This window comes from Roseburia sp. OF03-24, from assembly GCF_003463035.1.
GTDB classification, from domain to species: Bacteria; Bacillota; Clostridia; order Lachnospirales; family Lachnospiraceae; genus Roseburia; species Roseburia rectibacter.
Map to the genome: position 1 here is coordinate 29550 of NZ_QSCK01000021.1, position 25153 is coordinate 54702.

Sequence of the window (25153 nt, forward strand, 5' to 3'; positions counted from 1 at the left end):
ACATGAAAGGAAATAAAAAAGCACTGGCATGGAAAATCGTGATATATATATTTCTTGTATTGATGGCTTTTCTTTATTTAGCACCATTGGTATGGATGTTTTTTGTTTCGCTGAAAACGAATACAGAAATTTTTAAAAGTCCATTTGCATTGCCCGAAGAAATACAGCTTGGAAACTTTATTTTTGCATGGACTGCCGGAAAACTTGGTATTGCAACCTTAAATTCAGCTATTGTATGTGTTACCGCATTAATCCTTAATATTATCATAGGCTGTATGGCAAGTTTTGCACTCGGAAGACTGCGTTTTAAAATATCCGGTGCAGTTATGACATATTTCCTGATCGGAATGATGGTTCCGATCCACTGTATTTTAATACCATTATTTAAAACATTTTCAAATATACATTTATATAACAGTCTGCTTGGTTTGATCATACCTTATACCGTAGTATCACTGCCTACAACAATTTTTATTATGACAGGATTTTTCAAAAATATGCCAAATGAAATGTGTGAGGCTGCCTGCATAGATGGATGCTCTATTTATAAAATATTTACATCCATTGCATTGCCATTATCCAAAACAGGTATTTTTGTAACAGCATTGATGGCATTCGTCGGGAACTGGAATGAACTTCTTTTAGCAATGGTATTTATCTCAGATGACGCAAAAAAAACACTGCCGGTAGCATTATCCAAGTTTGTAGGACCTTATAATACAAATTATACACAGATGTTTGCTGCGATTATCATTGCGATCCTGCCGACAATCATTGTTTACTGCTGTTTTAGCAACCAGATCGTAGACGGATTGACTGCGGGTGCTGTAAAAGGCTGATGTTAGCATGATATAAATGATCATAAAAAGATTTGAAGGAGAAAAAGAATGGCAAAACAAAAACAACCACTGGTAAAAAATATTTATACTGCAGATCCATCTGCACATGTATTTGAAGGAAAAATTTATATTTATCCTTCACACGATCTGCAGCATGAATGTGAAGACAATGACAATGGAGACCAGTATAATATGGAAGATTATCACATTCTCTGTATGGATAATGTAGACAGTGAATGTGTTGACTGTGGTGAAGTATTGCATATGGATGAAGTTCCATGGGTATCAAAACAAATGTGGGCACCGGATGCGGCATATAAAAATGGAAAATATTATCTGTTTTTCCCGGCACGTGATAAGGAAGGCATTTTCCGTATCGGTGTTGCAGTATCCGATAAACCTGCCGGAAAATTTATCCCGGAGAAAAATTATATAGAAGGAAGTTTCAGCATAGATCCTGCTGTACTGGTAGATGATGATAATGAGGCATATATTTATTTTGGCGGCTTATGGGGCGGACAACTGGAAAAATGGAAAACCGGAGTATTTGATGAAAATGCCACAGAACCAGATCCGGATGAAAATGCAGTTGGACCAAGAGTTGCGAGATTAAGAGATGATATGCTTGGCTTTGCAGAAGATGTAAAAGAAATTGTCATTTTAGATGAAAATGGAGAGCCTTTAAAAGCAGGAGACGAAGACCGGAGATATTTTGAAGGACCATGGATGCACAAATATCAGGGAAAATATTATTTTTCCTATTCGACAGGAACTACACATAAAATTGTTTATGCTGTCGGAGACGATCCTATGGGACCATTTCAGTACAAAGGTGTAATTTTAGAACCGGTACTCGGCTGGACAACACATCATTCCATCGTACAGGTTGGTGAAAAATGGTATCTTTTTTATCATGACTGTGAGTTGTCCGGAGGAGTTAACAGTATGCGCTGTGTGAAATACTGTGAACTTCAATATAATGAGGACGGAACGATTCAGACTATAAAACCATAAGTAGATTCTCTTCTATTTAAATATAGCGGTAAGAAAAAAGCCTGATGGCATATTTTCTTACCGCTATTTATATTTTCTATTATTCTTCCGGAATAAATTCAATCAGATCTTTTCCAAGTTTACTGATGCGGGCGAGAGAGTATACATCAATGCCCTGTTCCATTAATTTTCCGCGTCCCGGCTGGAATGATTTTTCAATCAGGATACCGACTCCGGCGATCGTTGCATGTGCTTTGCGCAGCAGGCGGATTGCTCCTGTTGCAGCTTCGCCGTTTGCAAGAAAATCATCCACGATCAATACATGGTCATTTTCATTGATAAACTGCTGGGATAAGGTCAGTTCATAGCTTGTCCCCTTGGTAAAAGAAGTGATTACTGTCTGAAACAGATTATCATTTAATACCTTAGAAGGCTGTTTCTTCAAAATGATCATTGGAACATTCAGTGCCAGTGCTGTCATAAGAGCCGGAGCAATACCGGAACTTTCGATCGTTACAACTTTTGTTACCCCGCAATCTTTATAATGTTCGGCAAATGCCTCACCGATCTGCTGCATCAAAATAGGATCTACCTGATGGTTTACAAAACTGTCTACCTTTAAAATATCTTCATTGACTGCAATTCCTTCAGAAAGAATCTTCTCTTCAAGTATTTTCACAATAGCCACCTCATATATTCAAATATTTTATCCATTATAACACATATATCTGACAGAAAAAAGCACTATGCCAAAAATATTTTATCATAAATTGTTTCTATGATGTGATCAATAAGTGAGGCATTCGTCTGCGGATATTTTTCAAGAAGCAATCCCTTCATGATTTCATAACGCAAAAAATAATTCTGCTCTTCAGATTCATCTGAGATACCGGCATCTGCATTGATTTTTTCTGCCGTATATGTATCTAAAAACCACTGACAGATTTCTTCAAACTGCTGTTCCTCACGGTCAGCGGCGTTTGAAAGAGATTTTAATTCCATAAATGAATGTATGCCGACAAAAAGAAAAATAGCAAACATCACACCCATAACAATAAGGATCATTGTTTTAGAGTAAGCAGCACTTTGAAAAGGAAGCAGATCGAGTCCGAATAAGATCAGAAGAATAAATCCAACGACACTTACGATCGTAAATGTATATGCAGTGGATGTGACATCTTCTTTTTTTGTTTTCTTTGATACATATGCGTGAGACGGTGCTAAGTTGCTCTCGGCTGCATTGTTGCTGATATCAAATGGTTCCTGTGACATAATTTTCCTCATTTCCAGATGAATGAACATCTATTGTTTTTCAAGTAGTTTTAGTATAAATTATAATGTAGATGCATGCAAGCGGATTTGCTAGAATAAGGATAAATGAGTTCGCAGCATAATTCCGTGGAGAGCATAAATAAAACTATGTGAGGAACTATGAAAGTTACAATTTTATGTGTAGGAAAGATCAAAGAAAAGTTTTACAGGGATGCAATTGCAGAATACAGCAAACGATTAAGCCGTTACTGTAAATTAGACATCATAGAAGTCGCTGACGAAAAGACACCGGAAAATGCAAGTGATACGGTAGAAAACCAGATCAGAGAAAAAGAAGCAGAGCGTATCCTGACGCGTCTCGATAAAGAAGCAAAAGAGGGTGCATATATCTTTGCCCTTGCAATCGATGGTAAGGAGTTAGATTCCGTGGAGTTATCGAAAAAGATTGAAAATCTCGGAACTTTCGGGATCAGCCAGATCATTTTTCTGATCGGCGGATCGCTCGGTATGTCTGAAAACCTGCTAAAACGTGCTGATTTTAAACTCAGTTTTTCGAAAATGACGTTTCCGCATCAGCTTATGCGTGTGGTTCTGCTAGAGCAGATTTACCGCAGTTACCGGATTATGAATGGCGAACCGTATCATAAATAATGCAGTCAGCGGGAGTGTCTTTGAAATGAGCAGCCTGCCCTAAACTGCTGTCAAAGGAGAGGTAAACATGAAAGTACAAAATCCAGTTGTCCGGGGGTTTTACCCGGATCCAAGTATCTGCAGTGCAAACGGCAAATATTATCTTGCCTGCAGTTCGTTTGAATATTTTCCGGGGGTTCCATTATTTGAAAGCGATGATCTGTTAAACTGGAAACCGATCGGCCATTGCCTTACCAGAAAAAGCCAGGTCAATTTATATCAGGTTCCCGGTTCCGGCGGGGTGTTCGCACCGACGATCCGCTTCCATAACGGACGGTTCTATATGGTTACCAACAACAATACCTATCAGAAAAATTTTTATGTCTATACAGACGATATCTACAGCGAATGGTCGGATCCCGTTTTTGTGGATCAGGGCGGTATTGATCCGTCTTTGTATTTTGAAGGAGACAAAGTTTATTTTATCAGCAATGGAACGGATGAATCAGATGGAAGAGGCTGTATTTTCCAGTGTGAGATCGATATCACAACCGGAAAACGTCTGACAGAAAGCAGACCGATCTGGAAGGGAAGCGGCGGCCGTTATATTGAATCACCGCATATGTATCATTTTGGGGACTGGTATTATCTCATGGTTGCAGAAGGTGGTACGGAATATGGCCATATGGTAACTTATGCAAGGTCAAAAGATCCTTATGGACCATTTGAAGCGTATGCCAAAAATCCGGTACTTACCAACCGGAATCTGGGTGGTAATGAAAATCATATACAGGGAATCGGTCATGGTGATCTCATAGAGACGCCATATGGAGAAACTTTTATGGTATGTCTTGGATTCCGTATCCAGAGTGACTGGATGCCGTTCCATCATTTAGGACGTGAAGTGTTTTTGGTTCCTGTTACCTGGGATAAGAACGGATGGTTTACGGCAGGTGTGGACGGAACAGTGCAGACTGTGATGGATCTGCCATTAAAAGCTTCAGAACAGAAGATAAATGGACGGTATGATGTTTCTTTTGAAACAATAAAAAACGAACCGCAGCGTTTTTGTCATCTACGTGAATATCATCCGGAATGTTATGAATTTACTGAAAACAGTGTGACACTTTTTGGTAACCGTTTTACACTAAATGATACTGAGTCACCAACATTTTTAGGAGTCCGTCAGTCGGAGTTTGATACAGAACTTACCGTTTCACTTACCGGCAATTCTCCCGAAGCAGGCATCACATTTTATCTGTCAGAGGAACATCATTATGATCTTGCTGTTTTGTGCAAAGAGAAAAAGCGTACATTGATCCTGCGTCTGCGGATCGGAGATGCGGTTATGACAGCAAAAGAAATAGAACTGCCGGAAGATGCACAGATTATTTTAAAAGTGGTATCTGATGCAGCGCAGTATCATTTTTATGGATTCATAAATGAAGAGGAAATTTTGCTTGGAAGTGCGCGTACAAAATACTTATCCTCAGAAGTTGCAGGAGGATTTACCGGAGTTGTGATGGGCATGTATGCAGTCAATCCAAATGAGGATCAGAAACAGAAAGCCCAGTTTACAAATTTATACTGGAAACAAGGAACAGACAGATAATGAAAATAGTCCGAGCTTATTGATCTAAAAGCCCGGACTATTTTTTATGAAGATTTCATTATACGCTCTCAAATTCATCAGTGATTTCCTGTGAAGGTGGTGCAGTCAAAAGACTGACAACAACAATCGCAAATGCGGAACATATGAATGCCGGAAGCAGTTCATAAATTCCAAACAGCCCTCCAAGCGGAGCGATCAGGTATTTCCATACGAACACCATAACACCGCCAACGATCATACCTGCAAGTGCGCCATTCCGATTCGTGCGTTTCCAGAATAAGGAAAACAGCATAACGGCACCAAAGGTTGCACCAAATCCAGCCCATGCAAAAGAGACGATACGGAATACCGAACTATCCGGATTTCTTGCAAGGAAAACACCAATAACAGCGATCACGACAACCGTAAGTCTTGCCATGAGCATGGAGGATTTTTTTGACAGCTTTAGTCCCATGCAGTCACAGAAAAGGTTTTGTGAAACACATGAGGATGCGGCTAAAAGCTGGGAATCTGATGTTGACATGGTACTTGCAAGGATTCCGGCAAGAATCAGACCAGCCATAATAACAGTCAAAACGCCGTGATCGCTTAAAAGAACAGCTGTCCTTACGATCAGAGTTTCTGACTGTGAGGAAGTTTCAAATAATTCAAGAGCACCTGATTTTGTCATTGCAGAACCGATGATACCGATAAATATAGCTACGAACATGGAAATAACAACCCATACGGATGCAATTCTTCTGGAAGTTTTTAATTTGTTTTCATCCTCGATTCCCATAAAACGAAGCAGAATATGAGGCATACCAAAATATCCAAGTCCCCAGGCAAGCGTGGATGCGATCGTCAGTCCCTTATATGGCACAGACACACCGGTTGCAGGATCATAAGAGGAAGTCAGGCTTAAATATCCACTCATGGATTTTGCATTTGTGATAACTGCATCCAGCCCACCGGCTGTGTGAATACCGAAAAATACGACGATCAAAAGTGCGATCGTCATAATAATACTCTGGATCAGGTCAGTCATGCTTGCAGCAAGAAATCCGCCAAGCGTGGTATATAAAACAATAACGATGGCACTGACGATCATTGCCGGAAGATAGGATATCCCAAACAGCGTAGAAAATAATTTTCCACATGCGGCAAATCCGGAAGCAGTGTATGGTACAAAGAAAATAACGATCATAATAGCAGAGATCGCCATCAGTGCATGACTTTTGTCACGGTATCTGTTTTCAAAGAAAGCAGGAAGTGTGATGGAATTATTTGCCTTGTGCGTGTAACGGCGCAGACGTTTTGCAACAATCAGCCAGTTAAGATAAGTACCGATCGCAAGTCCGATCGCTGTCCAGCCTGCTTCGGCACAACCGGAAAGATAGGCAACACCCGGCAGTCCCATCAGAAGCCAGCTGCTCATATCAGAAGCCTCCGCACTCATTGCCGTTACGATCGGTCCTAATTTCCGGCCACCTAAATAAAAGTCAGATACATCATTGTTCTTTTTCGAATAGATCACACCGATCCCCACCATCAGGATCAGATAAATGATCATGACGAGCAGCAACCCTATCGTTTGTCCTGTCATAACAAAACTCTCCTTTGTCTGTTTGTAAAAATTTTTGCTGGTATATCCTGAATAAAACATTACTGCAATACTGTATCACAATAAAGTTGTAATGTAAAACTTTTTTGTTGACATGCTTTTGTATTCGTAGGATGATAGTGAAAGTTAAATGAAGGGAACAAAATTTATGGAGAAAAAATTACAATCATTTATTTTATTTTTGAAATATGTATCACTTGCCGTTTTGACCGGTGTGCTGGTTGGAATCATTGATGCCGTATTTGGCAGAGGACTGCTTGCAATCTCTGATTTCCGGATGGAGCATTATCTGTTTCTGATACCGTTTCTGCCGCTTGCAGGTCTTTTGATCACCTGGCTTTATTATCGTTTCAGCGAAACAAGTTTAAAGGGAATGACACTCGTTTTTGAAACCGGACAGAAGAAAAGAGAGGATATCCCACTGGTTCTGATTCCATTGGTCATGTCTGGAACGTGGATCACACATTTATTTGGAGGAAGTGCCGGCCGCGAGGGTGTCGCTGTACAGATCGGTGCAACGTTATCACATGCACTGGGGCACAGATTTCATCTTCCGAAAGACAGCCGGATTATGCTGATCACTGGTATGGCGGCAGGCTTTGGCGGTTTATTTCAGACGCCGCTTGCCGCAGTATTCTTTTCCATGGAAGTGATCGTTGCAGGAAAAATGCAGTATCATGCACTGCTGCCGGCACTGATAGCATCTTACACAGCAGCATTTACTTCACATATGCTGGGACTGGAAAAATTTTATGTACCACTTCAGGACGCGGTTAAAATATCAGATGGCAGTATCGCAGTCCGGCTTGTTGTACTTGGAATTATTTTCGGACTGACAGGCATGTTATTTTCGTTTCTTCTTGCACAGTTAAAAAAATTTTTGGGAGAAAATCTGAAGAATCCATATGTCAGGATCAGTGTGATATCGATTCCGTTAGCATTGATTTTGCTATTGCTTTACAATGGGAGATACAGCGGACTGGGGACAAATCTGATCTCTGCTGCATTTTCAGATGGGAATATTTATGCTTATGACTGGATCTTAAAATTGCTTCTCACGGTCTTAACTCTTGCAATCGGATTTCAGGGAGGGGAAGTCACACCTTTATTTTCTATCGGTGCATCCCTTGGTATCGTTTTGGGAGAAATCCTTGGATTTTCTCCGGTTCATTGCGCAGCGCTTGGATATGCAGCGGTATTTGCGGGTGCAACAAACACACTTTTTGCGCCGGTTCTGATCGGACTCGAAGTGTTTGGAAGCAATGATATGATTCCATTTTTTATCGTGTGTATGATTGCATATCTGGTAAATGGAAATAAGTCTATTTACGGGGCGCAGGAAGTGAATGGATAAAGTTGTTTAAATGCAGTGTTTTATGGTAAAATAAAAGAAGTTTTAACGATAAAAGTGAGGAGCATCATGAGAAAAAAAGAACTTGCCAAAGAAGTGATCGAACGTCTGAAAAAAGAATACCCGGATGCCGGATGCAGTCTTACCTATGATCAGGCGTGGAAACTTTTAGTCAGTGTCCGTTTAGCGGCACAGTGTACCGACGCAAGAGTAAATGTCGTCGTGGAAAAATTATATGAAAAATTTTCGGATGTAAAAGCACTTGCCGATGCACCGGTGGAAGAGATCGAAGAAATTGTAAGACCCTGCGGTCTCGGAAAGAGCAAGGCAAAAGATATCAGTGCCTGTATGAAGATTTTATGGGAGCAGTATGGTGGAAATGTACCAGATGATTTTGACGCACTTTTAAAACTTCCGGGTGTGGGAAGAAAGAGTGCAAACCTGATCATGGGAGATGTATTCGGAAAACCTGCGATCGTAACTGACACGCACTGTATCCGTCTTTCAAACCGCATCGGTCTTGTGGATGGCATCAAAGAACCGAAAAAAGTAGAGATGGAACTCTGGAAGATCATTCCGCCGGAGGAGGGCAGTGATCTGTGCCACCGCTTTGTATATCATGGACGTGAGGTATGTACAGCACGGACAAAACCATTTTGTGACCGTTGCTGCCTGAATGATATCTGCAAAAAGGCGGGAGTAGAGTAAAAATTACCAGAAATGCCAGATGTTACCGGTTGGATACGGTTATGAATTATGATATTCTTCTGCTTGTAACAAAAATGTAATAGTTTTAAAACAAATACGTAACATATCAAACTGTTACATTACATTTATGAAATGACAGCAAAATGGAGGATTATCATGAAGAAACAGATATTATTGGCATTTACAGCAGCACTTGGAATTACACTGAGTGTGTCTGCACCGGTAGAAGCAGCATCCGCAAACCGTGTGAATATCTCGGTTTTTGAAAAAGACTGTGCTGCCGATCAGTGGAATTCTTTTGAGGCAGATTCTGTCAATGACTTATTAAAAAAAATATGCGACCGATTTCCGGCAATCGTCCTGCCGGGAGAATGTACACCGGAAATACCAGAAGACGACAAAGACGATCAGACACCTGGTACACCAGAAAAGCCGGATACGCCGGAGAAACCTGAAGAAAATCAGCCGGGTGGCAACACATCCGGCGATGAACAGCCAAAAGAGGATCTTGCGGAAATTTCTTACGTAAAACAGGTTTTAAAGCTGGTCAATGCAGAGCGGAAAAAAGCCGGACTAAATGAACTGATTTGGGATGATACGGTAGCAGTAGCCGCAGCAACACGTTCCATAGAGATTGAAAAATCATTTTCCCACACAAGACCGGATGGAAGAACTTTTGGAACAGCGATCACAGATCTTGGCATTACCTACCGCGGAGCCGGAGAAAATATCGCATGGGGACAGAAAACACCGGAAACTGTTATGAATGCATGGATGAACAGTGAGGGGCACCGCGCAAATATTTTAAACCCGAACTTTAAAAAACTTGGTGTCGGCTACCGTACCAATGGGCAGGGAACACCTTACTGGACGCAACTGTTTACTTATTAAAAGAATGATTGATGAGGTACTGGATATTTCAGTACCTCATTATTTTGTTGTAATCCCGTATTCCTGTTTGACGCAGGTACTTCCGTACAGTATAATATAGGTAGCGCTTTTTTATGCGTACACATAGGAGGAATCAATGTTAACGATCAATGAATACCGTAAGGTAGAAAGTTTAGAAGAAGCATATGAGCTGAATCAGAAAAAAAATAATAAGATTATCGCCGGTGGTGTCTGGATGAAGATCGGTGACCGCAGGATTTCAACAGCGATCGATCTGTCGGGACTTGGACTTGATAAGATCACTGAGACGGAAACAGAGTTTGTTATCGGTGCCATGACATCCTTACGTGAAATAGAAAAACATGTGGGACTTGCCGCATATACCAACGGAGCGATTCGTGAGAGTGTCCGCCATATTGTCGGCGTACAGTTCCGCAACTGTGCAACGGTTGGAGGCAGTATTTTCGGGCGTTTCGGCTTTTCCGATGTGCTGACGGTATTTCTTGCAATGGATACGCAGGTCGAACTGTATCATGCAGGTATGGTTCCCTTAAAAGATTTTGTTGATATGCCATATGACAACGATATTTTAATTGCACTTCATGTGGCAAAAAAGCCGATCCGTATCGCCTATTTAAGCCAGCGTAATACAGCTACTGATTTCCCGGTGATTGCATGTGCGGTGTCTGAATATGATGACAGTCTGCATGTGAGTATCGGGGCAAGACCGGTTCATGCTGGATTGATAGAACTGCCACTTAGCTCCGCGAAACCGGATGGTTTTGGAAAACAGTTTCCGAAGGGATTTGAAAAAGATGAGACACTGGTCAAAGAACTTGCCATCTGGTGCGCAGATCAGTTTACCTATGGGAGCAACCGCAGAGCCGGTGCCGATTACAGGAAACATGTTGCAGGCGTGCTGATCCGCAGGGCAATCTGTTCTTTTGGAGAATAAAGACAGGCTCTGGTGTCAAAAAGGTATGAAAGTCTTTGATGATAAAAAGATAATATCAGAAATGGAGAACAAATAATAGGATGAAAATACATGTATGGTTGAATGAGCGTGAGATCACGCGTGAGATCGCAGCAGATCTGCCGCTTTTGGAATTTGTCCGGTCTGAGGGCTGTTACAGCGTAAAAAGAGGCTGTGAAACATCTAACTGTGGTCTGTGTACCGTATGGATTGACCACAAACCGGTGCTTTCCTGTTCCGTATTGGCAGCAAGGGCAGACGGTACACATATCACCACCTTAGAAGGTGTGGAAGAACGCGCAAGAGAATTTGGTACTTACCTTGCAAAACAGGGTGGAGAACAGTGTGGTTTCTGTAATCCGGGATTTATCATGAATGTACTTGCGATGGAGGACGAGTTAGACAATCCGACTGAGGAGGATATGAAAGAATACCTTGCCGGAAATCTCTGCAGATGCAGCGGATACGAGAGCCAGCTTCGTTCAGTTAAAGAATACCTGAAATTTAAAATGGGGGAAATGGCATGAATAGCAGTACGAATTTAAGAAAACCGGGAAAATTTGTCAATGCTCCCGTAATGAAAAAAGATGCAATGGCGCTTGTGACTGGAAAACCAGTTTATATGGATGATGTAGCGCCAAAAGACTGTCTGATCGTAAAGGTACTCAGAAGTCCGCATGCACACGCACTGATCAAAGAAATCCGCACAGATCTTGCTGAAAAAATAGACGGTATCGTCTGTGTGCTGACCTACAAGGATGTTCCAAAACGTCGTTTTACCATGGCAGGGCAGACATATCCGGAACCAAGTCCATATGACAGATACATATTAGAAGAACGTGTCCGTTTTGTTGGTGATCCGGTTGCGATCGTTGCCGGAGAAACAGAAAAAGCGGTTGATATGGCATTAAAGCGGATCAAAGTGACCTATGAGGTTTTAGATGCTGTTTTAGATTTCCATACGGCAATGGATAATCCTATTTTAGTTCATCCGGAGGATGACTGGAAGTCACTCTGTCCGGTTGGTGCTGACAACAAACGAAATCTCTGCGCGTCCGGCGTAGATGGTGAAGGAGATGTGGATGCTGTCATTGCAGACTGTGATATTGTGTTAGACGAAACTTATCATGTCAAAGCCATGCAGCAGAGTATGATGGAAACTTTCCGTACCTGTACATATATGGATACCTATGGACGTCTGATCGTGCTCAGTTCCACACAGATTCCTTTCCATGTAAGAAGGATCGTTGCAAATGCACTTGATATTTCCAAGGCAAAAGTCCGTGTCATCAAACCTCGTATCGGTGGAGGTTTTGGTGCAAAACAGACGGTTGTCACAGAAGTATATCCGGCGATCGTAACCTTAAAGACCGGCAAACCGGCAAAAATGATCTACACCAGAGAAGAATCCATGATCGCATCTTCACCGCGTCATGAGATGGAAGTAAGAGTTCGTCTGGGTGCAATGTCCGATGGAACGATCCGTGCCATTGATATGCATACGCTGTCTAATACCGGAGCATTTGGTGAACATGGTCCGACTACCGTAGGATTAAGCGGACATAAATCCATTCCAATGTATCATACAGAAGCATTCCGTTTTCAATATGAGGTTGTCTATACGAACCGCATGTCTGCAGGAGCTTATCGTGGTTACGGTGCAACACAGGGTATTTTTGCAGTCGAGTCCACGGTCAATAAATTAGCCGATAAACTTTCTATGGACCCGATCGTACTTCGTCAGAAAAACATGATCCATGAAGGGGATGTAATGCCTGCATATTATGGTGAGACCGCAAATAGCTGCCGTTTAGAAGAATGTCTGTTAAAAGCGTCCGATATGATCGGATGGAAAGAAAAAGGCATGCGTACTGTGATGCCGGATGGAAAGATCCGGGCACGCGGAGTTGCAATGGCGATGCAGGGATCTTCCATTTCAAACTGTGATGTAGGTTCTGTCACGGTAAAATTAAGCGATGAGGGAACGTATCATATTACAGTCGGTTGTACTGATATGGGTACCGGATGTGATACGATCATTGCCCAGTTTGCGGCAGATGTGTTAGAAACAACGATCGATAATATATCTGTCTACGGCGTAGATACTGATATTTCCCCATATGATTCCGGTTCTTATGCATCCAGTACAACTTATCTGACCGGAATGGCAGCAGTAAAGGCATGTGAACAGTTGAGAGAACACATTATTGCACTTGCAGCAGCCCGTATGAATAAAGATGCTTCTGCACTTACTTTTGATGGAGAAAATGTCATCGATGAATCAGACGGTTCTAAAATGAGCCTTTTTGACATTGCAACCGCGTCCATGTGCAATAATGAGATATCAATGGAGGTTACTTATTCACACAGCTCCCCGGTATCACCGCCACCATTTATGGCAGCCTGCGCCGAAGTCGAGGTTGACCCGGAAACAGGCGCGATTGAGTTGTTAGACTATACCGCCTGTGTTGACTGTGGAACTGTCGTAAATACCAATCTTGCAAGGGTACAGACAGAAGGAGGACTTTTGCAGGGAATCGGCATGACACTGTACGAGGATATCTGGTACGATGAACGCGGGAAAAATCTTTCCAATTCCTTTATGCAGTATAAAGTACCAAGCCGTCTGGATACAGACCGTATCCGTGTGGAATTTGACAGCAGCTATGAACCGACTGGTCCTTTTGGTGCAAAATCCATCGGTGAGATCGTCATCAATACACCGGCCCCGGCGATCGCAGATGCAGTTTATAACGCAACCGGCGTCTGGATCAATGAGCTGCCGATCACTCCGGAGAAAATCTTAAAAGGAATGCAGGTGATCTGATACGGAACAGATAAATCTGATCTATCTTGCTGCCGGATATGCGAGACGTTTCGGCAGCAATAAACTGCTCACGGAATTTCATGGGAAACCATTGTTTTTGCATGGACTGACGGAACTGGTTCGTCTGCAGAAAATGTGTAGTTATCCATGCAGGCTCATTGTTGTGACTGCATATGACAGGATTGAGGAACTGTGTAAGGAAATATTGGAAAACAGCAGAAAAAATACTAAAGACGAACAGGATCATTTGACAAAAAAAGAACATACTGTACATGGTCAGAATATACCAAAAGATTATATAATTGTACGCAACCAGGGAGAAGAAAATGATGGGATTGCCTCAAGCATCCGAAAAGGGGTAAAGGCAGTGATAGATTCTCCTATGAAAAACGGGGGCGATTCATTTTCTTATGATATGTTTTTTCAGGCAGATCAGCCTTATGTAAAGGCTGAAATACTGCTTGATTTTCTAAATGATTTTATAGAAAGTAAAAAAGGAATCGGAGCATTATCCTGTGAGGGCATTTTACGCAGTCCGAATCTTTTTGCTGAAAACTACCGTGCAGAGCTGCTTAGGCTGACCGGAGAATGTGGTGGTAAAAAGATCATCTGTTCCCATCCGGACGATGTTTTCACTTATCCGGTTGAAATGCCGGAATTTTTTGTTGATATTGATACAAGGGAGGATTATGCACATGAGAATGTATGACCTGATTGAAAAGAAAAAACTTGGTATGGAACTGACCACAGAAGAGATCCGTTTTATGATAGGGGGATTTACAGATGGTACAATTCCCGATTATCAGATGTCTGCAATGACAATGGCAATCTGTTTTCAGGGAATGAGTAAACGTGAAACAGTTGATCTGACGCTTGCTATGCGTGACAGCGGGGATGTACTTGATCTTTCCTCTATTCCCGGTATCAAAGTTGACAAACACAGTACCGGCGGTGTGGGCGATAAAACATCGCTTGCCCTGACACCGATCGTTGCATCACTTGGAGTTCCGGTTGCAAAAATGTCCGGAAGAGGGCTTGGTCATACCGGCGGAACGATTGACAAACTTGAGAGTTTTCCGGGATTTACGACTGCGCTCCCGGAAGAAACTTTTTTTAAAAATGTCCGTGAGATCGGTATTGCGATCGCAGGCCAGACTGCAAACCTTGCACCGGCAGATAAAAAGTTGTACGCATTGCGGGATGTCACAGCTACCGTCGATCAGATGTCACTGATCGCAAGTTCCATTATGAGTAAAAAATTAGCCTCCGGCAGTGATGCGATCGTACTTGATGTTAAGACCGGCAATGGTGCATTCATGAAGAAATATGAAGATTCCGTTGCACTTGCAAAAGAGATGGTATCAATCGGAACAATGGCAGGAAAAAAGACAGCAGCAGTCATTACCGATATGGATCAGCCACTTGGAAACGCTATCGGAAATGCCATCGAAGTGATCGAGGCGATCGATACTTTAAAAGGCCATGGACCTTCCGATTTTAAAGAAGTAGTCTTTGCACTTGGAGCGCAGATGCTGCTTTTTGCAGAGCGTGCCGGTTCCCATGAGGAGGCTGTAAAACTCATGCAAGACAGCATTGACAGCGGAGCCGCACTTGATAAACTGGCTGAGTTTGTAAAAGCCCAGGGCGGTGATGTATCTTATGTTTACGATACCACAAAATTTCCGGAAACGGCATATTCGATCGACGTCAAAGCAGAATGCAGCGGATATGTGCACCGTATTCTGGCAGAGAATATCGGTATTGCCTGTATGACTCTCGGTGGCGGACGTGAGACAAAGGACAGTAAGATAGATCTTTCCGTCGGTATTTATTTAAAAAAGAAAAATGGCGATCAGGTAAATACCGGTGATACTCTGGCTGTTATCTATGCGAATGACCGTGCAAAAATGAATACTGCTGCCGAAAAAGTACTGCACGCATATGAAATTTCAAATGAACCAAAAGAAATGCAGCCAGTTGTAAAAGAATATATTTACGAATGAGAATAAGATCTTTTTTTCCTTCATACAATTATATATGAAGAAAAATCAGAAAGAAAAAATAATAAACAGTTTAGAACTGCCGAAGGATCTGATGCTTGGTGCGGCGATCGTGACTGCAACCGGGCGGCATGAGGTTCTGATTTCTAATTATAAAGGAATCCTGGAATATGAGGATTCCTTTATCAAAATACAGACAAAAAACTGCAGGATACTGATTTCCGGCTCACATCTTGCAATCGATTATTATACGAATGAGGAAATGAAAATTACCGGTTTTTTAAATACGATCCAATACGAGAACTGACAGATGCTGCTCTCGGTAATTAAATATTTTAAGGGGTACGTGTATGTCCGTCTAAGCGGTTATGCGCCGGAACGTTTCCTTAATTTATGTGGAAGCCGTGACATTCTGATCTGGAATTTAAAATCTTTTGCAGATGGATATGAATTCTGTATCAGTGTAGCAGGCTTTAAGCAATTACGTCCGATCTTAAAAAAAACAAGAACACATATACGGATCATAAAAAAATACGGCATGCCGTTTGAATTGTATCATTACCGTAAACGAAAAATGTTTGCCATGGGGATGATCCTTTTTGCAGGACTGCTTTATTACCTTTCCGGTTTTATCTGGAATATTGAGGTCAATGGCAATTCTTATCTGTCCGAAGAAGTCGTACTCTGTTTCCTTTCAGGGGAACATGCTTCTTTTGGTGCAAAGAAAAAAAACATTGACTGTGCAGCTTTAGAAGAAACGTTAAGAAGCCGATATCCGGAAGTTATCTGGACTTCCATTAAGATCTATGGAACAAAAATGACGGTAGACATTCAGGAAAATCTGCTTCCCGAAGAAAATTATAAGAATGATAAAGATAACACTGCACGTGATATTATTGCATCAGATGATGGCGTTATCTCAGATATGATCACAAGAAGCGGTACTCCTGTTGTGACCACGGGCATGGCAGTCAAAAAAGGGGATATACTGGTCAATGGAAGTATTGAGATCCTGAATGATGATGGCGATACAAAAAAATATCTTTACCGTACTGCAGATGCGGATATTACGGCAAAAGTTACATATTACTATCATGACGAGATACCTGCTGAATATATAAAAAAAATAACGACCGGTGACAAAAAAATAACGTATCAGATCAGGATTTTAGAGCACCTGTTCAAAAATCCTTTCTTTTCACCGGTGGAAGAACCGTATGATGTCATATCGGATGTGTCACAGTTTCATTTCACAGACAACTTTTATCTGCCGGTTTATCTGGTCAGACAGACTTATTCCGGCTATAAAAATGAAAAAAATATATATACAGAAAAAGAGGCAAAACAAATAGCTTCCCGGAATCTTAAGAAATATATTGACGATTTGGAAGAAAAAGGTATTCAAATTACAGAAAAAAATGTTATTATAGAAAGAACAAAGAAAAAATATGTGGTGAAAGGGACGATAGATACTTTAAAATCCATTGTTTCCTATCAGCCGACAAAAATCATCGAACAATCGAGTGAAGAGAGGCAACCGACAGATGAGTCTGACTGAACTATCATTAAATATACCAACTGATCATGTCGCAAATGTATTTGGTCAATTTGATGCGTACATCAAAAAGATTGAGCGTACGTTAAATGTCACTGTGGTGTTACGCGGTGAAAATATGAAGCTGCTTGGAGAAGAACATAATTTAAAAAAAGCAGAACAGGTGTTTTTACAACTGATCGAGTTATCCAAAAGAGGAAATATTATCACGGAACAGAATGTCAATTATGCTCTTGCACTTTCGGAGGAGGAAAAAGAATCCGCGATCGTTGAAATTGATAAAGATTGTATCTGTCATACGATCAACGGCAAACCGGTAAAACCAAAGACACTTGGTCAGAAAGCATATGTAGATGCGATCCGCCAGAAAATGATCGTGTTTGGAATGGGTCCTGCCGGGACCGGTAAAACATATCTTGCGATGGCAATGGCAATTACTGCATTTAAAAACGAAGAAGTAGGAAGGATCATCCTGACACGTCCGGCAATCGAAGCCGGAGAAAAATTAGGATTTCTGCCGGGAGATCTGCAAAGCAAAGTTGACCCCTATTTAAGACCACTTTATGATGCATTATATCAGATCATGGGGGCAGAAAGCTTCCAGAAAAATATGGAAAAGGGGTTGATCGAGGTCGCACCGCTTGCATACATGCGAGGACGTACACTTGACAATGCATTTATCATATTAGATGAAGCACAGAATACGACACCGGCGCAGATGAAAATGTTCCTTACCCGAATTGGTTTTGGTTCTAAAGCAGTGATCACGGGTGATGCTACCCAGAAAGATCTTGCACCGGGCACAGCATCCGGTCTTGATGTCGCATTAAAAGTATTAAAAAAAGTGGATGAGATTGGAATTTGTGAGCTGACCAGTAAAGATGTAGTTCGTCATCCGGTCGTACAAAAAATTGTCAAGGCTTACGAAGATTATGAAAACCGCAATAAGAGTACATCAAAAAGAAGACAGGAGACTCGCCAGCGATGAATGACCGCCTTGTAATCAAAAGAGTATGGAACCATGTCTGTATGTTTATCGTTACCATCATGGTGACACTTTTGTTATGTGCAAAACGACAGATTTTGCTGGATCAGTTTTTGGGGATTGTCTGTATTGCTGTGATATGGTTTGTGTTATTTCTTTTTCTCATAGAGCACGACCGTGCAGAAGGACTGATCTGTCATAACCGTGAAACAGATTTTAGAAAAATATTATATGGTTACACATCAGCAGCAATAGTAGTCTTTTTGGCTGCATATTTTCCTGAATTTGTAAAACCTCTGATGCTTGTGCCGCTTCTTATCGTTGCCTTTGGTTCCGAACGTCTTGCACTTATTACCGGAATTTTCTGGGATGCAATGCTATGTCTCGTGTTAGGGCTGCATTCACAGGAATTAGTACTGTACTGTCTGATGACGATTTTTGGAGCAATACTTGCTGGAACGGCTGAAGAGGCAGTGAAACGTGAGAAGACACTTATATGGTATGAAGTACTGTTATTCTGTCTTTCCATTATGCTTCCAATAACTTTTTATTATCTGACTTATCAGGAAGTCCATTTTAAACTTTTATTATGGGGACTTTTTGAAGGTGCCATCAGTGTTTTATGGATGCAGTTTGGCTTTCGTCATTTTTCCCGTTTAAGAGAGCAGGAGGTAAATGATATTCTGACAGATATCATAGATGATACGTATCCGCTTGTCCGTGAGCTTTCCAGTTTCTCGAAACAGGAATATCAGCATGCACGCAGAGTTTCAGAACTTGCCGCAAAATGTGCAAAAGTTGTCGGTGCCGATGAAAAGACATGCGCAGCAGCAGGATTTTATTACCGGATCGGTATTATGGAGGGAGAACCTCTGACACAGAGCGGGATCCGTATTGTGCAGGAACACTGTTTTCCGGAAGATGTCATCCGTATCATCAGTGAGTACGATGGAGAGACAGTACCGCCTTCATCCATAGAGTCAGCAATCGTACATATGGTAAACGGTCTGGTAAAAAAGATAGAGGTGTTTGACAGTTATACAATGGCAAGCGAATGGAACCAGGATATGGTCATTTACCAGACATTAAACGAGTATTCCGCCAGCGGAATTTACGACCAGTCAGGACTTGGCATGAATATGTTTTTGAAGATCAGGGAATATCTTGTAAATGAGGAGAATTTCTTCTTTTAAAAATTACATGAAAAACAAAAGATATAAAAATTGCCGGTAAGGCACAGAAATGAGGAAATTTATGAGTCTTTTTATAGAAAAAGAAACGGAAACAGATTTTTCATTTGATGAGGAGACACTTGCAAAAGAAGTGACAGATTATGCGATCGAGCATGAGGGATTTCCCTTTGAAGCGGAGATCAATCTGACACTCACAGATAATGATGGAATCCACGCCATCAATAAAGAATACCGTGATATAGATGCGCCGACAGATGTTCTGTCATTTCCAATGCTTTCTTATGAGAGTGCAGGAGATTTTTCGAAGTTAGAAGATGATTATGATGATAATTTCAACCCTGACACAGGGGAGATCATGCTTGGGGATATTATTATTTCCGTTGACAAAGTAAAAGAACAGGCGAAAAGTTATGGACACAGTGAAAAACGTGAATATGCGTTTCTGATCCTGCACAGTATGCTTCACTTATTTGGATATGACCATATGACGCCGGAAGAAGCTGCCGTTATGGAAGGAAAACAAACTGAGATCTTAAACGAAATGAACATTTTAAGATAACGAGGATTAAGTCACATGGGCAAACAAAGTAAAAAAAGCAGTACAAGTTTCCTTGTGCAGGGTTCTATTCTTGCCATCGCATCTATTGTCAGTCGTATTATTGGTCTGATCTACCGTATCCCACTGACAAATATTATTGGTGATACAGGAAATGATTACTATGGAACTGCTTTTCAGATTTATAATATTTTATTGATTATTTCATCTTACAGTCTGCCACTTGCAGTTTCAAAGCTGGTATCCGCAAACTATTCACAGGGCAGAAGACACAATGTATACCGCATTCTAAAATGTGCGCTGGTTTTTGGTGCATGTACGGGTACAATCGCGGCACTGATCCTGTTATTTGGAGCAGAGTTTATCACAGGAACACTGATGAAAACACCGATGAGTATTTTTGCAGTACGGGTACTGATTCCGGTGCTTTTGATCGTTGCCGTGCTTGGTGTTATGCGAGGCTTCTTCCAGGGACTTGGAACAATGATGCCAAGTGCAACCTCCCAGATTTTAGAGCAGATCGCAAATGCGATCGTCAGCGTATGGGCTGCGTATGTACTGGCTGATTATGGTGCGAAAGCAGGTGCACTGCTTGGTGATGCAGATAATTATTCTGCTGCATATGGGGCTGCCGGAGGAACACTTGGCACCGCTATAGGTGCATTAGTCGCATTATTATTCTGTACCTTCGTACTGGTTGTATATCTCCGTGTATTTAAACGCAGCCTGCACAGAGAACGCAGAAATAATGTAGACTCTTATGCATCTATATTTCATTTATTGATTGTAACGATCATTCCTGTTTTACTGAGCAGTACCATTTATAACTGTAATGCAGTTATAGACCAGGCGGTGTATAAACACATCGCAGCATTTCAAGGTTATACAGCAAGCCAGTATGGCTCCTGGAATGGTATTTATACAGGAAAATATACGGTTTTGATCAATGTCCCGATTTCCATTGCATCAGCAATGGCTGCATCCTCTGTTCCTGCACTTACCGCTGCCTATGCAGCCGGAAAAAAAGGTGAGGCAAAGCGGCAGATTAGTGTCGCAACACGATTTATCATGGTGATCGCATTTCCTTGTGCTGTTGGCATGGGTGTGCTTGCATCTCCGATCTTACAGCTTTTGTTCCGTGATTCATCCGAGACCGCCGCACATATACTGCAGGTCGGAGCCGTTACAATTTTATTTTTCTCCCTGTCAACGCTTTCGAATGGGCTTTTACAGGGAATGGGGCGTATGAAAGAACCGATCAAAAATGCGATTATTGCACTGGTACTGCATTTGGGGCTGTTGGCAGCACTTATGTTCCTGTTTGATTTAAATATTTTTGCGGTTGTTATTGCAAATGCTGCATTCGGTCTTATCATGTGTATCTTAAATGCAAGATCGATCCGGCGATACAGCGGATACCGCCAGGAAGTCCGGAAAACGTTTTTTGTTCCTGCTATTGCGGCGACTGGAATGGGTGTCGTTGTATGGCTCATCTATCACGGTATCTTATATGTACTGCGTATCAATGCGATTGCAACGGTTCTGTCAATTGTAGCCGGAGCAGCAGTATATGCTGTATTACTGCTGTTATTAAAAGGATTAAATGAACAGGAGATCCTGCGTTTCCCGAAAGGACGCATGTTGGCAGACATAGCCAAAAAACTTCATCTATTAAGATAAATAGTTCTTACAAATGAATAAAAAGTAAAATATGGCAAATACTTATCGTAAAAACCGTAATATGGGGTGATGAAATGAAAAAAACGACGGGTATTTGCCTTTTTACCGGCATGATCTTTCTTCTGCTGATCCTGGTAGTATATTTATTATCTATACAGCAAAATACAGGAATAGGAAAAGAAAATCTGACTGCTTCAACCGAGAGTATATCAGATGAAAATGACACGGAACAAATTGTCCGGTCAACAGAAATTATTGCTATCTGTGAACCATACACATATGTAATTAAACAGAAAAACGGGGTGTTAGTTGTATACCAGAGTGATGGTGTTACAGAGTTTTTTGAAACAAATATCCGCATACGTGATCTGGATGCAGATATGGTAGAAAAAATAGAAAACGGTATCTTTTTTTCGGATGACCGGGAATTATATGATTTTCTGGAAAGTTATTCAAGCTGATATTTCCCTTGTATCATAGTATTGATGAATTACCAGCAATAACAATGATTTTCACGGATTGAATGTTTGTTTTTTGTATGCTAAAATATGCTATGGTTTGTTTGAAAAAATATCTAAAAAAGGTTTGAAATATATGACAGAAACAGAAGTTGCAGTCATTGGCGGCGGGGCATCCGGGCTGATGGCTTCCATTATGTCCGCATCGACGGGCGCAGATACGATCATTTTAGAACATATGGATCGGGTAGGAAAAAAAATACTCGCCACAGGAAATGGAAAATGTAATTATACAAACGAAGTGCAGGGATTGTCGTGTTACAGAGGCGAAGACCCTGCTTTTACTGTGCCGGTAATGAAGCAGTTTGATCAGAAAAAAACAGTGGATTTTTTTCGCCGGATCGGCATTGAACCTAAAATAAAAAACGGTTATTATTATCCGGCAAGTGAACAGGCAGCTTCCGTTTTAGACGTACTGCGCATGGAAGCAGCATATACAGGTGTAAAGGAATTTGTCTCCTGCGAGATCAAAGCCATCAGAAAACAGGGAAACTTCTTCCTGATTCAGACAGGCAGAGGCGATTTTCGTGCAAAATCGATCATTTTTGCACCTGGCCTTCTCGCTTCACCAAAAAGCGGAAGTGATGGCAGTGCGCTTCCATATATAGAACATTTTGGCCACCATATCATAGATATTGTACCGGCTTTAGTTCCGCTGCAGGGCAAACAGTCATTCTTTAAAATGCTTGCAGGAATCCGTGCAGAAACTTTGATAAAATTATACATAAACGGTGCAGAAACAACCACAGAACGCGGTGAATTACAGTTGACAGATTATGGGATATCCGGGATTCCGGTTTTCCAGATCAGCCGGTTTGCAACCAAAGCATTAAAGCAAAAGAAACAGGTCTATGTGATAATTGATTTTATGCCTGACAGGTCTTTTGATGAAATTACCAGTCTTTTAAAACTGCGATTTTTAAAACGAGCACATGGAAAAGATGCCGCCCAGGCAATGATCGGGCTTTGCAATAAAAAACTCGCAGAAGTGCTTTTGAAAGAAGCGGGGATTGATCTTCACATTCCGGCAGAAAAAGTATCCGAAAAACAGTTCACGCGCCTTACTAAGCTGTTAAAAGGACTTCATGTCGACATTACCGGAAGCAAAGATATCGCGCAGGCACAGGTATGTGCAGGTGGAGTAGATACTCATGAAATTGATGCAGAAAGTATGATGTCAAAATTAGTTTCCGGCTTGTTTTTCGCAGGAGAAGTCGTTGATATTGACGGTACCTGCGGCGGATATAATCTGCAATGGGCATGGTCAAGCGGATATGTGGCAGGAATCCATGCAGCGGAATATGCACGACGTGGGAAAAAAGTACACAAAAAAGAAATGAGGAAGTAATGATTCGTATTAACCAGATCAAGCTGCCGGTAACACACGACACGGCACAGTTAGAGCAAAAGATCAGAAAAGCACTGAAATTTACAGCAGATACGCCATTTAAATACCAGATTGTCAAAAAATCCATCGATGCACGAAAGAAACCGGATCTGTTTTATGTGTACTCTGTAGATGTTGAAATACCAAATGAACAGAAAATCGTCAAAAAAGTTAACGATAATAATATTATGTTAACCAAAGCTAAAAAATATGTTCTTCCAGAAGTAAAAAATTCCTCCCTCACACCTGTGATCGCGGGGGCTGGTCCTGCAGGACTATTTTGTGCCTATGCATTAATGTTAGAAGGTTTCAGACCGGTTGTTGCAGAGCGCGGGAAAAAAATCGATGAAAGGACTGCTGATGTGCAAAAGTTCTGGGAAACCGGTATTTTAAACACAGCTTCTAATGTCCAGTTTGGTGAAGGCGGTGCAGGAACATTTTCTGATGGAAAATTAAATACATTAGTTAAAGATCCCATCGGGCGTAACCGTTTTGTCCTTGAAACATTTGTAAAATTTGGCGCACCGGAACATATTTTATATGAAAATAAGCCGCATATTGGCACCGATATTCTTGCGGATGTAATAAAACGGATGCGTACTTTTATGTCAGAAAATGGTGTGGAGTTTTTATTTGAAACCTGTGTAACCGGTTTTTCCACCGATAAAGACGGCAATTTAAAATCCGTTGAATTAAATCACTCCAGACAGATCAATACCGGTTGTATGGTTCTTGCGATCGGGCACAGTGCAAGAGATACGTTTTCATTGTTACATGAAAAAGGGCTTGATATGCAGGCAAAATCTTTTGCAGTCGGATTCCGTGTTGAGCATCCGCAGAGCGAAGTTAATCTGACACAGTATGGAAGTTTATATGCCGGCAGACTTCCGGCGGCACCTTATAAAGTGACGGCAAATCTTTCATCTGGACGTGGTGTGTATTCCTTTTGCATGTGTCCTGGAGGCTATGTTGTAAACGCTTCCTCAGAAGAACGCCGCATTGCTGTCAACGGTATGAGCTATTCTGACCGTGCCGGCAGCAATGCAAACAGTGCGATCATTGTCTCTGTCACACCGGAAGATTTCAAAGCAGATGCAGTACGCCATGGTGAACTGCCACAGGATGCGGCTGATATGGAAGATGCCTTATCTGGTGTACGTTTTCAGGAGCGTTTAGAGGCACGTGCATGGCAGATCGGAAATGGAAAAATTCCACAGCAGTTATTTGGAGATTATTGTAAAAACCGTGCCTCTGTTTCTTATGGCGCATTTGAGAGCACGACAAAAGGAGAAGCAGTACTTGATAATTTAAGAGGCCTCCTGCCGGAAGAATTAGAGGAGTCTTTCATAGAAGGAATGCACCATTTTTCCCATGCCATCCCGAAATTTGACCGTGACGATGCGATTCTTTCCGGGGTGGAAAGCCGTACATCCTCACCGGTACGTATCGTACGCGATGAAACTTTTCAGTCAAATATCCGTGGCATTTACCCATGTGGGGAAGGTGCGGGATATGCGGGTGGTATCATGTCTGCAGCGATGGACGGATTAAAAGTTGCCGAGGCGATCGGTAAACAATGA

Annotated in this window: 24 protein-coding genes; 21 read left to right on the plus strand and 3 right to left on the minus strand. The window is 41.6% G+C overall.

The window, feature by feature from the left end; all coding sequences use genetic code 11:
* The first annotated feature begins 2 nt into the window (after positions 1-2).
* Together DXA60_RS11685 and DXA60_RS11690 are read left to right on the plus strand one after the other, a co-directional pair.
* Positions 3-839 carry a carbohydrate ABC transporter permease gene (locus DXA60_RS11685; RefSeq protein WP_117921403.1) on the plus strand — a complete coding sequence of 279 codons (837 nt, stop codon included), beginning with the start codon at positions 3-5 and terminating at the stop codon, positions 837-839.
* A gap of 48 nt (positions 840-887) precedes the next feature.
* Entirely contained in the window at positions 888-1853 is a 966-nt protein-coding gene (locus DXA60_RS11690) for a glycoside hydrolase family 43 protein (protein WP_117921405.1), read from the plus strand.
* Positions 1854-1932: 79 nt separating this feature from the next.
* Here DXA60_RS11690 and DXA60_RS11695 read toward each other — a convergent pair whose 3' ends face one another.
* Positions 1933-2511: a xanthine phosphoribosyltransferase gene (locus DXA60_RS11695; RefSeq protein WP_117921407.1), complete on the minus strand. Its 579-nt coding sequence runs from the start codon at positions 2509-2511 to the stop codon at positions 1933-1935.
* A 65-nt stretch (positions 2512-2576) separates the two neighbouring features.
* Entirely contained in the window at positions 2577-3104 is a 528-nt protein-coding gene (locus DXA60_RS11700) for a hypothetical protein (RefSeq protein ID WP_241070674.1), read from the minus strand.
* A gap of 159 nt (positions 3105-3263) precedes the next feature.
* Between DXA60_RS11700 and rlmH the strand changes: the two genes are divergently transcribed.
* Together rlmH and DXA60_RS11710 are read left to right on the plus strand one after the other, a co-directional pair.
* Complete coding sequence (rlmH, locus tag DXA60_RS11705) at positions 3264-3755, plus strand: 23S rRNA (pseudouridine(1915)-N(3))-methyltransferase RlmH (RefSeq protein WP_117921411.1); 492 nt, start codon at positions 3264-3266, stop codon at positions 3753-3755.
* Between the two features lie 67 nt (positions 3756-3822).
* Positions 3823-5346 carry a glycoside hydrolase family 43 protein gene (locus tag DXA60_RS11710; protein ID WP_117921413.1) on the plus strand — a complete coding sequence of 508 codons (1524 nt, stop codon included), beginning with the start codon at positions 3823-3825 and terminating at the stop codon, positions 5344-5346.
* Positions 5347-5404: 58 nt separating this feature from the next.
* Here the strand turns inward: DXA60_RS11710 and DXA60_RS11715 are convergent, their stop codons facing one another.
* Positions 5405-6931 carry a sodium/proline symporter gene (locus DXA60_RS11715; protein WP_117921483.1) on the minus strand — a complete coding sequence of 509 codons (1527 nt, stop codon included), beginning with the start codon at positions 6929-6931 and terminating at the stop codon, positions 5405-5407.
* A gap of 166 nt (positions 6932-7097) precedes the next feature.
* On the opposite strand from DXA60_RS11715, the gene DXA60_RS11720 reads away from it, so the two are divergent.
* From DXA60_RS11720 to DXA60_RS11800, 17 genes are all read left to right on the plus strand, one after another.
* On the plus strand, positions 7098-8303 hold the full coding sequence (locus tag DXA60_RS11720) for a chloride channel protein (RefSeq protein WP_117921485.1): 1206 nt from the start codon (positions 7098-7100) through the stop codon (positions 8301-8303).
* Between the two features lie 66 nt (positions 8304-8369).
* Positions 8370-9008, plus strand: a complete 639-nt coding sequence (locus tag DXA60_RS11725) for an endonuclease III domain-containing protein (RefSeq protein ID WP_117921415.1) — start codon at positions 8370-8372, stop codon at positions 9006-9008.
* A gap of 156 nt (positions 9009-9164) precedes the next feature.
* Positions 9165-9899 carry a CAP domain-containing protein gene (locus tag DXA60_RS11730; protein ID WP_199536218.1) on the plus strand — a complete coding sequence of 245 codons (735 nt, stop codon included), beginning with the start codon at positions 9165-9167 and terminating at the stop codon, positions 9897-9899.
* A gap of 136 nt (positions 9900-10035) precedes the next feature.
* Positions 10036-10854: an FAD binding domain-containing protein gene (locus DXA60_RS11735; RefSeq protein WP_117921419.1), complete on the plus strand. Its 819-nt coding sequence runs from the start codon at positions 10036-10038 to the stop codon at positions 10852-10854.
* 80 nt (positions 10855-10934) lie between these two features.
* Positions 10935-11399, plus strand: a complete 465-nt coding sequence (locus DXA60_RS11740; protein WP_117921421.1) for a (2Fe-2S)-binding protein — start codon at positions 10935-10937, stop codon at positions 11397-11399.
* Positions 11396-13699, plus strand: a complete 2304-nt coding sequence (locus DXA60_RS11745; RefSeq protein ID WP_117921423.1) for a xanthine dehydrogenase family protein molybdopterin-binding subunit — start codon at positions 11396-11398, stop codon at positions 13697-13699. The genes DXA60_RS11740 and DXA60_RS11745 overlap by 4 nt, the downstream gene beginning before the upstream one ends.
* A 19-nt stretch (positions 13700-13718) precedes the next feature.
* Positions 13719-14408 carry a nucleotidyltransferase family protein gene (locus DXA60_RS11750; RefSeq protein ID WP_278336443.1) on the plus strand — a complete coding sequence of 230 codons (690 nt, stop codon included), beginning with the start codon at positions 13719-13721 and terminating at the stop codon, positions 14406-14408.
* Positions 14395-15702 carry a pyrimidine-nucleoside phosphorylase gene (locus DXA60_RS11755; protein WP_199536219.1) on the plus strand — a complete coding sequence of 436 codons (1308 nt, stop codon included), beginning with the start codon at positions 14395-14397 and terminating at the stop codon, positions 15700-15702. The genes DXA60_RS11750 and DXA60_RS11755 overlap by 14 nt, the downstream gene beginning before the upstream one ends.
* Positions 15703-15736: 34 nt before the next feature.
* The gene (locus DXA60_RS11760; RefSeq protein WP_117921427.1) at positions 15737-16006 is read left to right on the plus strand and encodes a YabP/YqfC family sporulation protein; all 270 of its coding nucleotides are present in this window, start codon (positions 15737-15739) and stop codon (positions 16004-16006) included.
* Positions 16007-16009: 3 nt separating this feature from the next.
* The gene (locus DXA60_RS11765; RefSeq protein ID WP_117921429.1) at positions 16010-17257 is read left to right on the plus strand and encodes a sporulation protein YqfD; all 1248 of its coding nucleotides are present in this window, start codon (positions 16010-16012) and stop codon (positions 17255-17257) included.
* Entirely contained in the window at positions 17244-18242 is a 999-nt protein-coding gene (locus DXA60_RS11770; RefSeq protein WP_117921431.1) for a PhoH family protein, read from the plus strand. The genes DXA60_RS11765 and DXA60_RS11770 overlap by 14 nt, the downstream gene beginning before the upstream one ends.
* A complete protein-coding gene (locus DXA60_RS11775) occupies positions 18239-19432 on the plus strand; it encodes a hypothetical protein (protein WP_117921433.1) in 1194 nt (397 codons plus the stop codon). The genes DXA60_RS11770 and DXA60_RS11775 overlap by 4 nt, the downstream gene beginning before the upstream one ends.
* Positions 19433-19493: 61 nt before the next feature.
* Entirely contained in the window at positions 19494-19991 is a 498-nt protein-coding gene (ybeY, locus tag DXA60_RS11780; RefSeq protein ID WP_186898783.1) for an rRNA maturation RNase YbeY, read from the plus strand.
* Between the two features lie 15 nt (positions 19992-20006).
* The gene (locus tag DXA60_RS11785; protein ID WP_117921437.1) at positions 20007-21668 is read left to right on the plus strand and encodes a putative polysaccharide biosynthesis protein; all 1662 of its coding nucleotides are present in this window, start codon (positions 20007-20009) and stop codon (positions 21666-21668) included.
* Positions 21669-21742: 74 nt separating this feature from the next.
* Positions 21743-22129, plus strand: a complete 387-nt coding sequence (locus DXA60_RS11790) for a hypothetical protein (protein WP_117921439.1) — start codon at positions 21743-21745, stop codon at positions 22127-22129.
* A 133-nt stretch (positions 22130-22262) separates the two neighbouring features.
* Positions 22263-23534 carry an NAD(P)/FAD-dependent oxidoreductase gene (locus DXA60_RS11795; protein WP_117921441.1) on the plus strand — a complete coding sequence of 424 codons (1272 nt, stop codon included), beginning with the start codon at positions 22263-22265 and terminating at the stop codon, positions 23532-23534.
* A complete protein-coding gene (locus DXA60_RS11800; RefSeq protein ID WP_117921443.1) occupies positions 23534-25153 on the plus strand; it encodes an NAD(P)/FAD-dependent oxidoreductase in 1620 nt (539 codons plus the stop codon). The genes DXA60_RS11795 and DXA60_RS11800 overlap by 1 nt, the downstream gene beginning before the upstream one ends.

Coding starts and splice junctions, on each gene's coding strand:
- DXA60_RS11685 (WP_117921403.1), top strand. CDS start 3: ATGAAAGGAAATAAAAAAGCACTGGCATGGAAAATCGTGATATATATA.
- DXA60_RS11690 (WP_117921405.1), top strand. CDS start 888: ATGGCAAAACAAAAACAACCACTGGTAAAAAATATTTATACTGCAGAT.
- DXA60_RS11700 (WP_241070674.1), bottom strand. CDS start 3,104: ATGTCACAGGAACCATTTGATATCAGCAACAATGCAGCCGAGAGCAAC.
- rlmH (WP_117921411.1), top strand. CDS start 3,264: ATGAAAGTTACAATTTTATGTGTAGGAAAGATCAAAGAAAAGTTTTAC.
- DXA60_RS11710 (WP_117921413.1), top strand. CDS start 3,823: ATGAAAGTACAAAATCCAGTTGTCCGGGGGTTTTACCCGGATCCAAGT.
- DXA60_RS11715 (WP_117921483.1), bottom strand. CDS start 6,931: ATGACAGGACAAACGATAGGGTTGCTGCTCGTCATGATCATTTATCTG.
- DXA60_RS11720 (WP_117921485.1), top strand. CDS start 7,098: ATGGAGAAAAAATTACAATCATTTATTTTATTTTTGAAATATGTATCA.
- DXA60_RS11725 (WP_117921415.1), top strand. CDS start 8,370: ATGAGAAAAAAAGAACTTGCCAAAGAAGTGATCGAACGTCTGAAAAAA.
- DXA60_RS11730 (WP_199536218.1), top strand. CDS start 9,165: ATGAAGAAACAGATATTATTGGCATTTACAGCAGCACTTGGAATTACA.
- DXA60_RS11735 (WP_117921419.1), top strand. CDS start 10,036: ATGTTAACGATCAATGAATACCGTAAGGTAGAAAGTTTAGAAGAAGCA.
- DXA60_RS11740 (WP_117921421.1), top strand. CDS start 10,935: ATGAAAATACATGTATGGTTGAATGAGCGTGAGATCACGCGTGAGATC.
- DXA60_RS11745 (WP_117921423.1), top strand. CDS start 11,396: ATGAATAGCAGTACGAATTTAAGAAAACCGGGAAAATTTGTCAATGCT.
- DXA60_RS11755 (WP_199536219.1), top strand. CDS start 14,395: ATGAGAATGTATGACCTGATTGAAAAGAAAAAACTTGGTATGGAACTG.
- DXA60_RS11760 (WP_117921427.1), top strand. CDS start 15,737: ATGAAGAAAAATCAGAAAGAAAAAATAATAAACAGTTTAGAACTGCCG.
- DXA60_RS11765 (WP_117921429.1), top strand. CDS start 16,010: ATGCTGCTCTCGGTAATTAAATATTTTAAGGGGTACGTGTATGTCCGT.
- DXA60_RS11770 (WP_117921431.1), top strand. CDS start 17,244: ATGAGTCTGACTGAACTATCATTAAATATACCAACTGATCATGTCGCA.
- DXA60_RS11775 (WP_117921433.1), top strand. CDS start 18,239: ATGAATGACCGCCTTGTAATCAAAAGAGTATGGAACCATGTCTGTATG.
- ybeY (WP_186898783.1), top strand. CDS start 19,494: ATGAGTCTTTTTATAGAAAAAGAAACGGAAACAGATTTTTCATTTGAT.
- DXA60_RS11785 (WP_117921437.1), top strand. CDS start 20,007: ATGGGCAAACAAAGTAAAAAAAGCAGTACAAGTTTCCTTGTGCAGGGT.
- DXA60_RS11790 (WP_117921439.1), top strand. CDS start 21,743: ATGAAAAAAACGACGGGTATTTGCCTTTTTACCGGCATGATCTTTCTT.
- DXA60_RS11795 (WP_117921441.1), top strand. CDS start 22,263: ATGACAGAAACAGAAGTTGCAGTCATTGGCGGCGGGGCATCCGGGCTG.
- DXA60_RS11800 (WP_117921443.1), top strand. CDS start 23,534: ATGATTCGTATTAACCAGATCAAGCTGCCGGTAACACACGACACGGCA.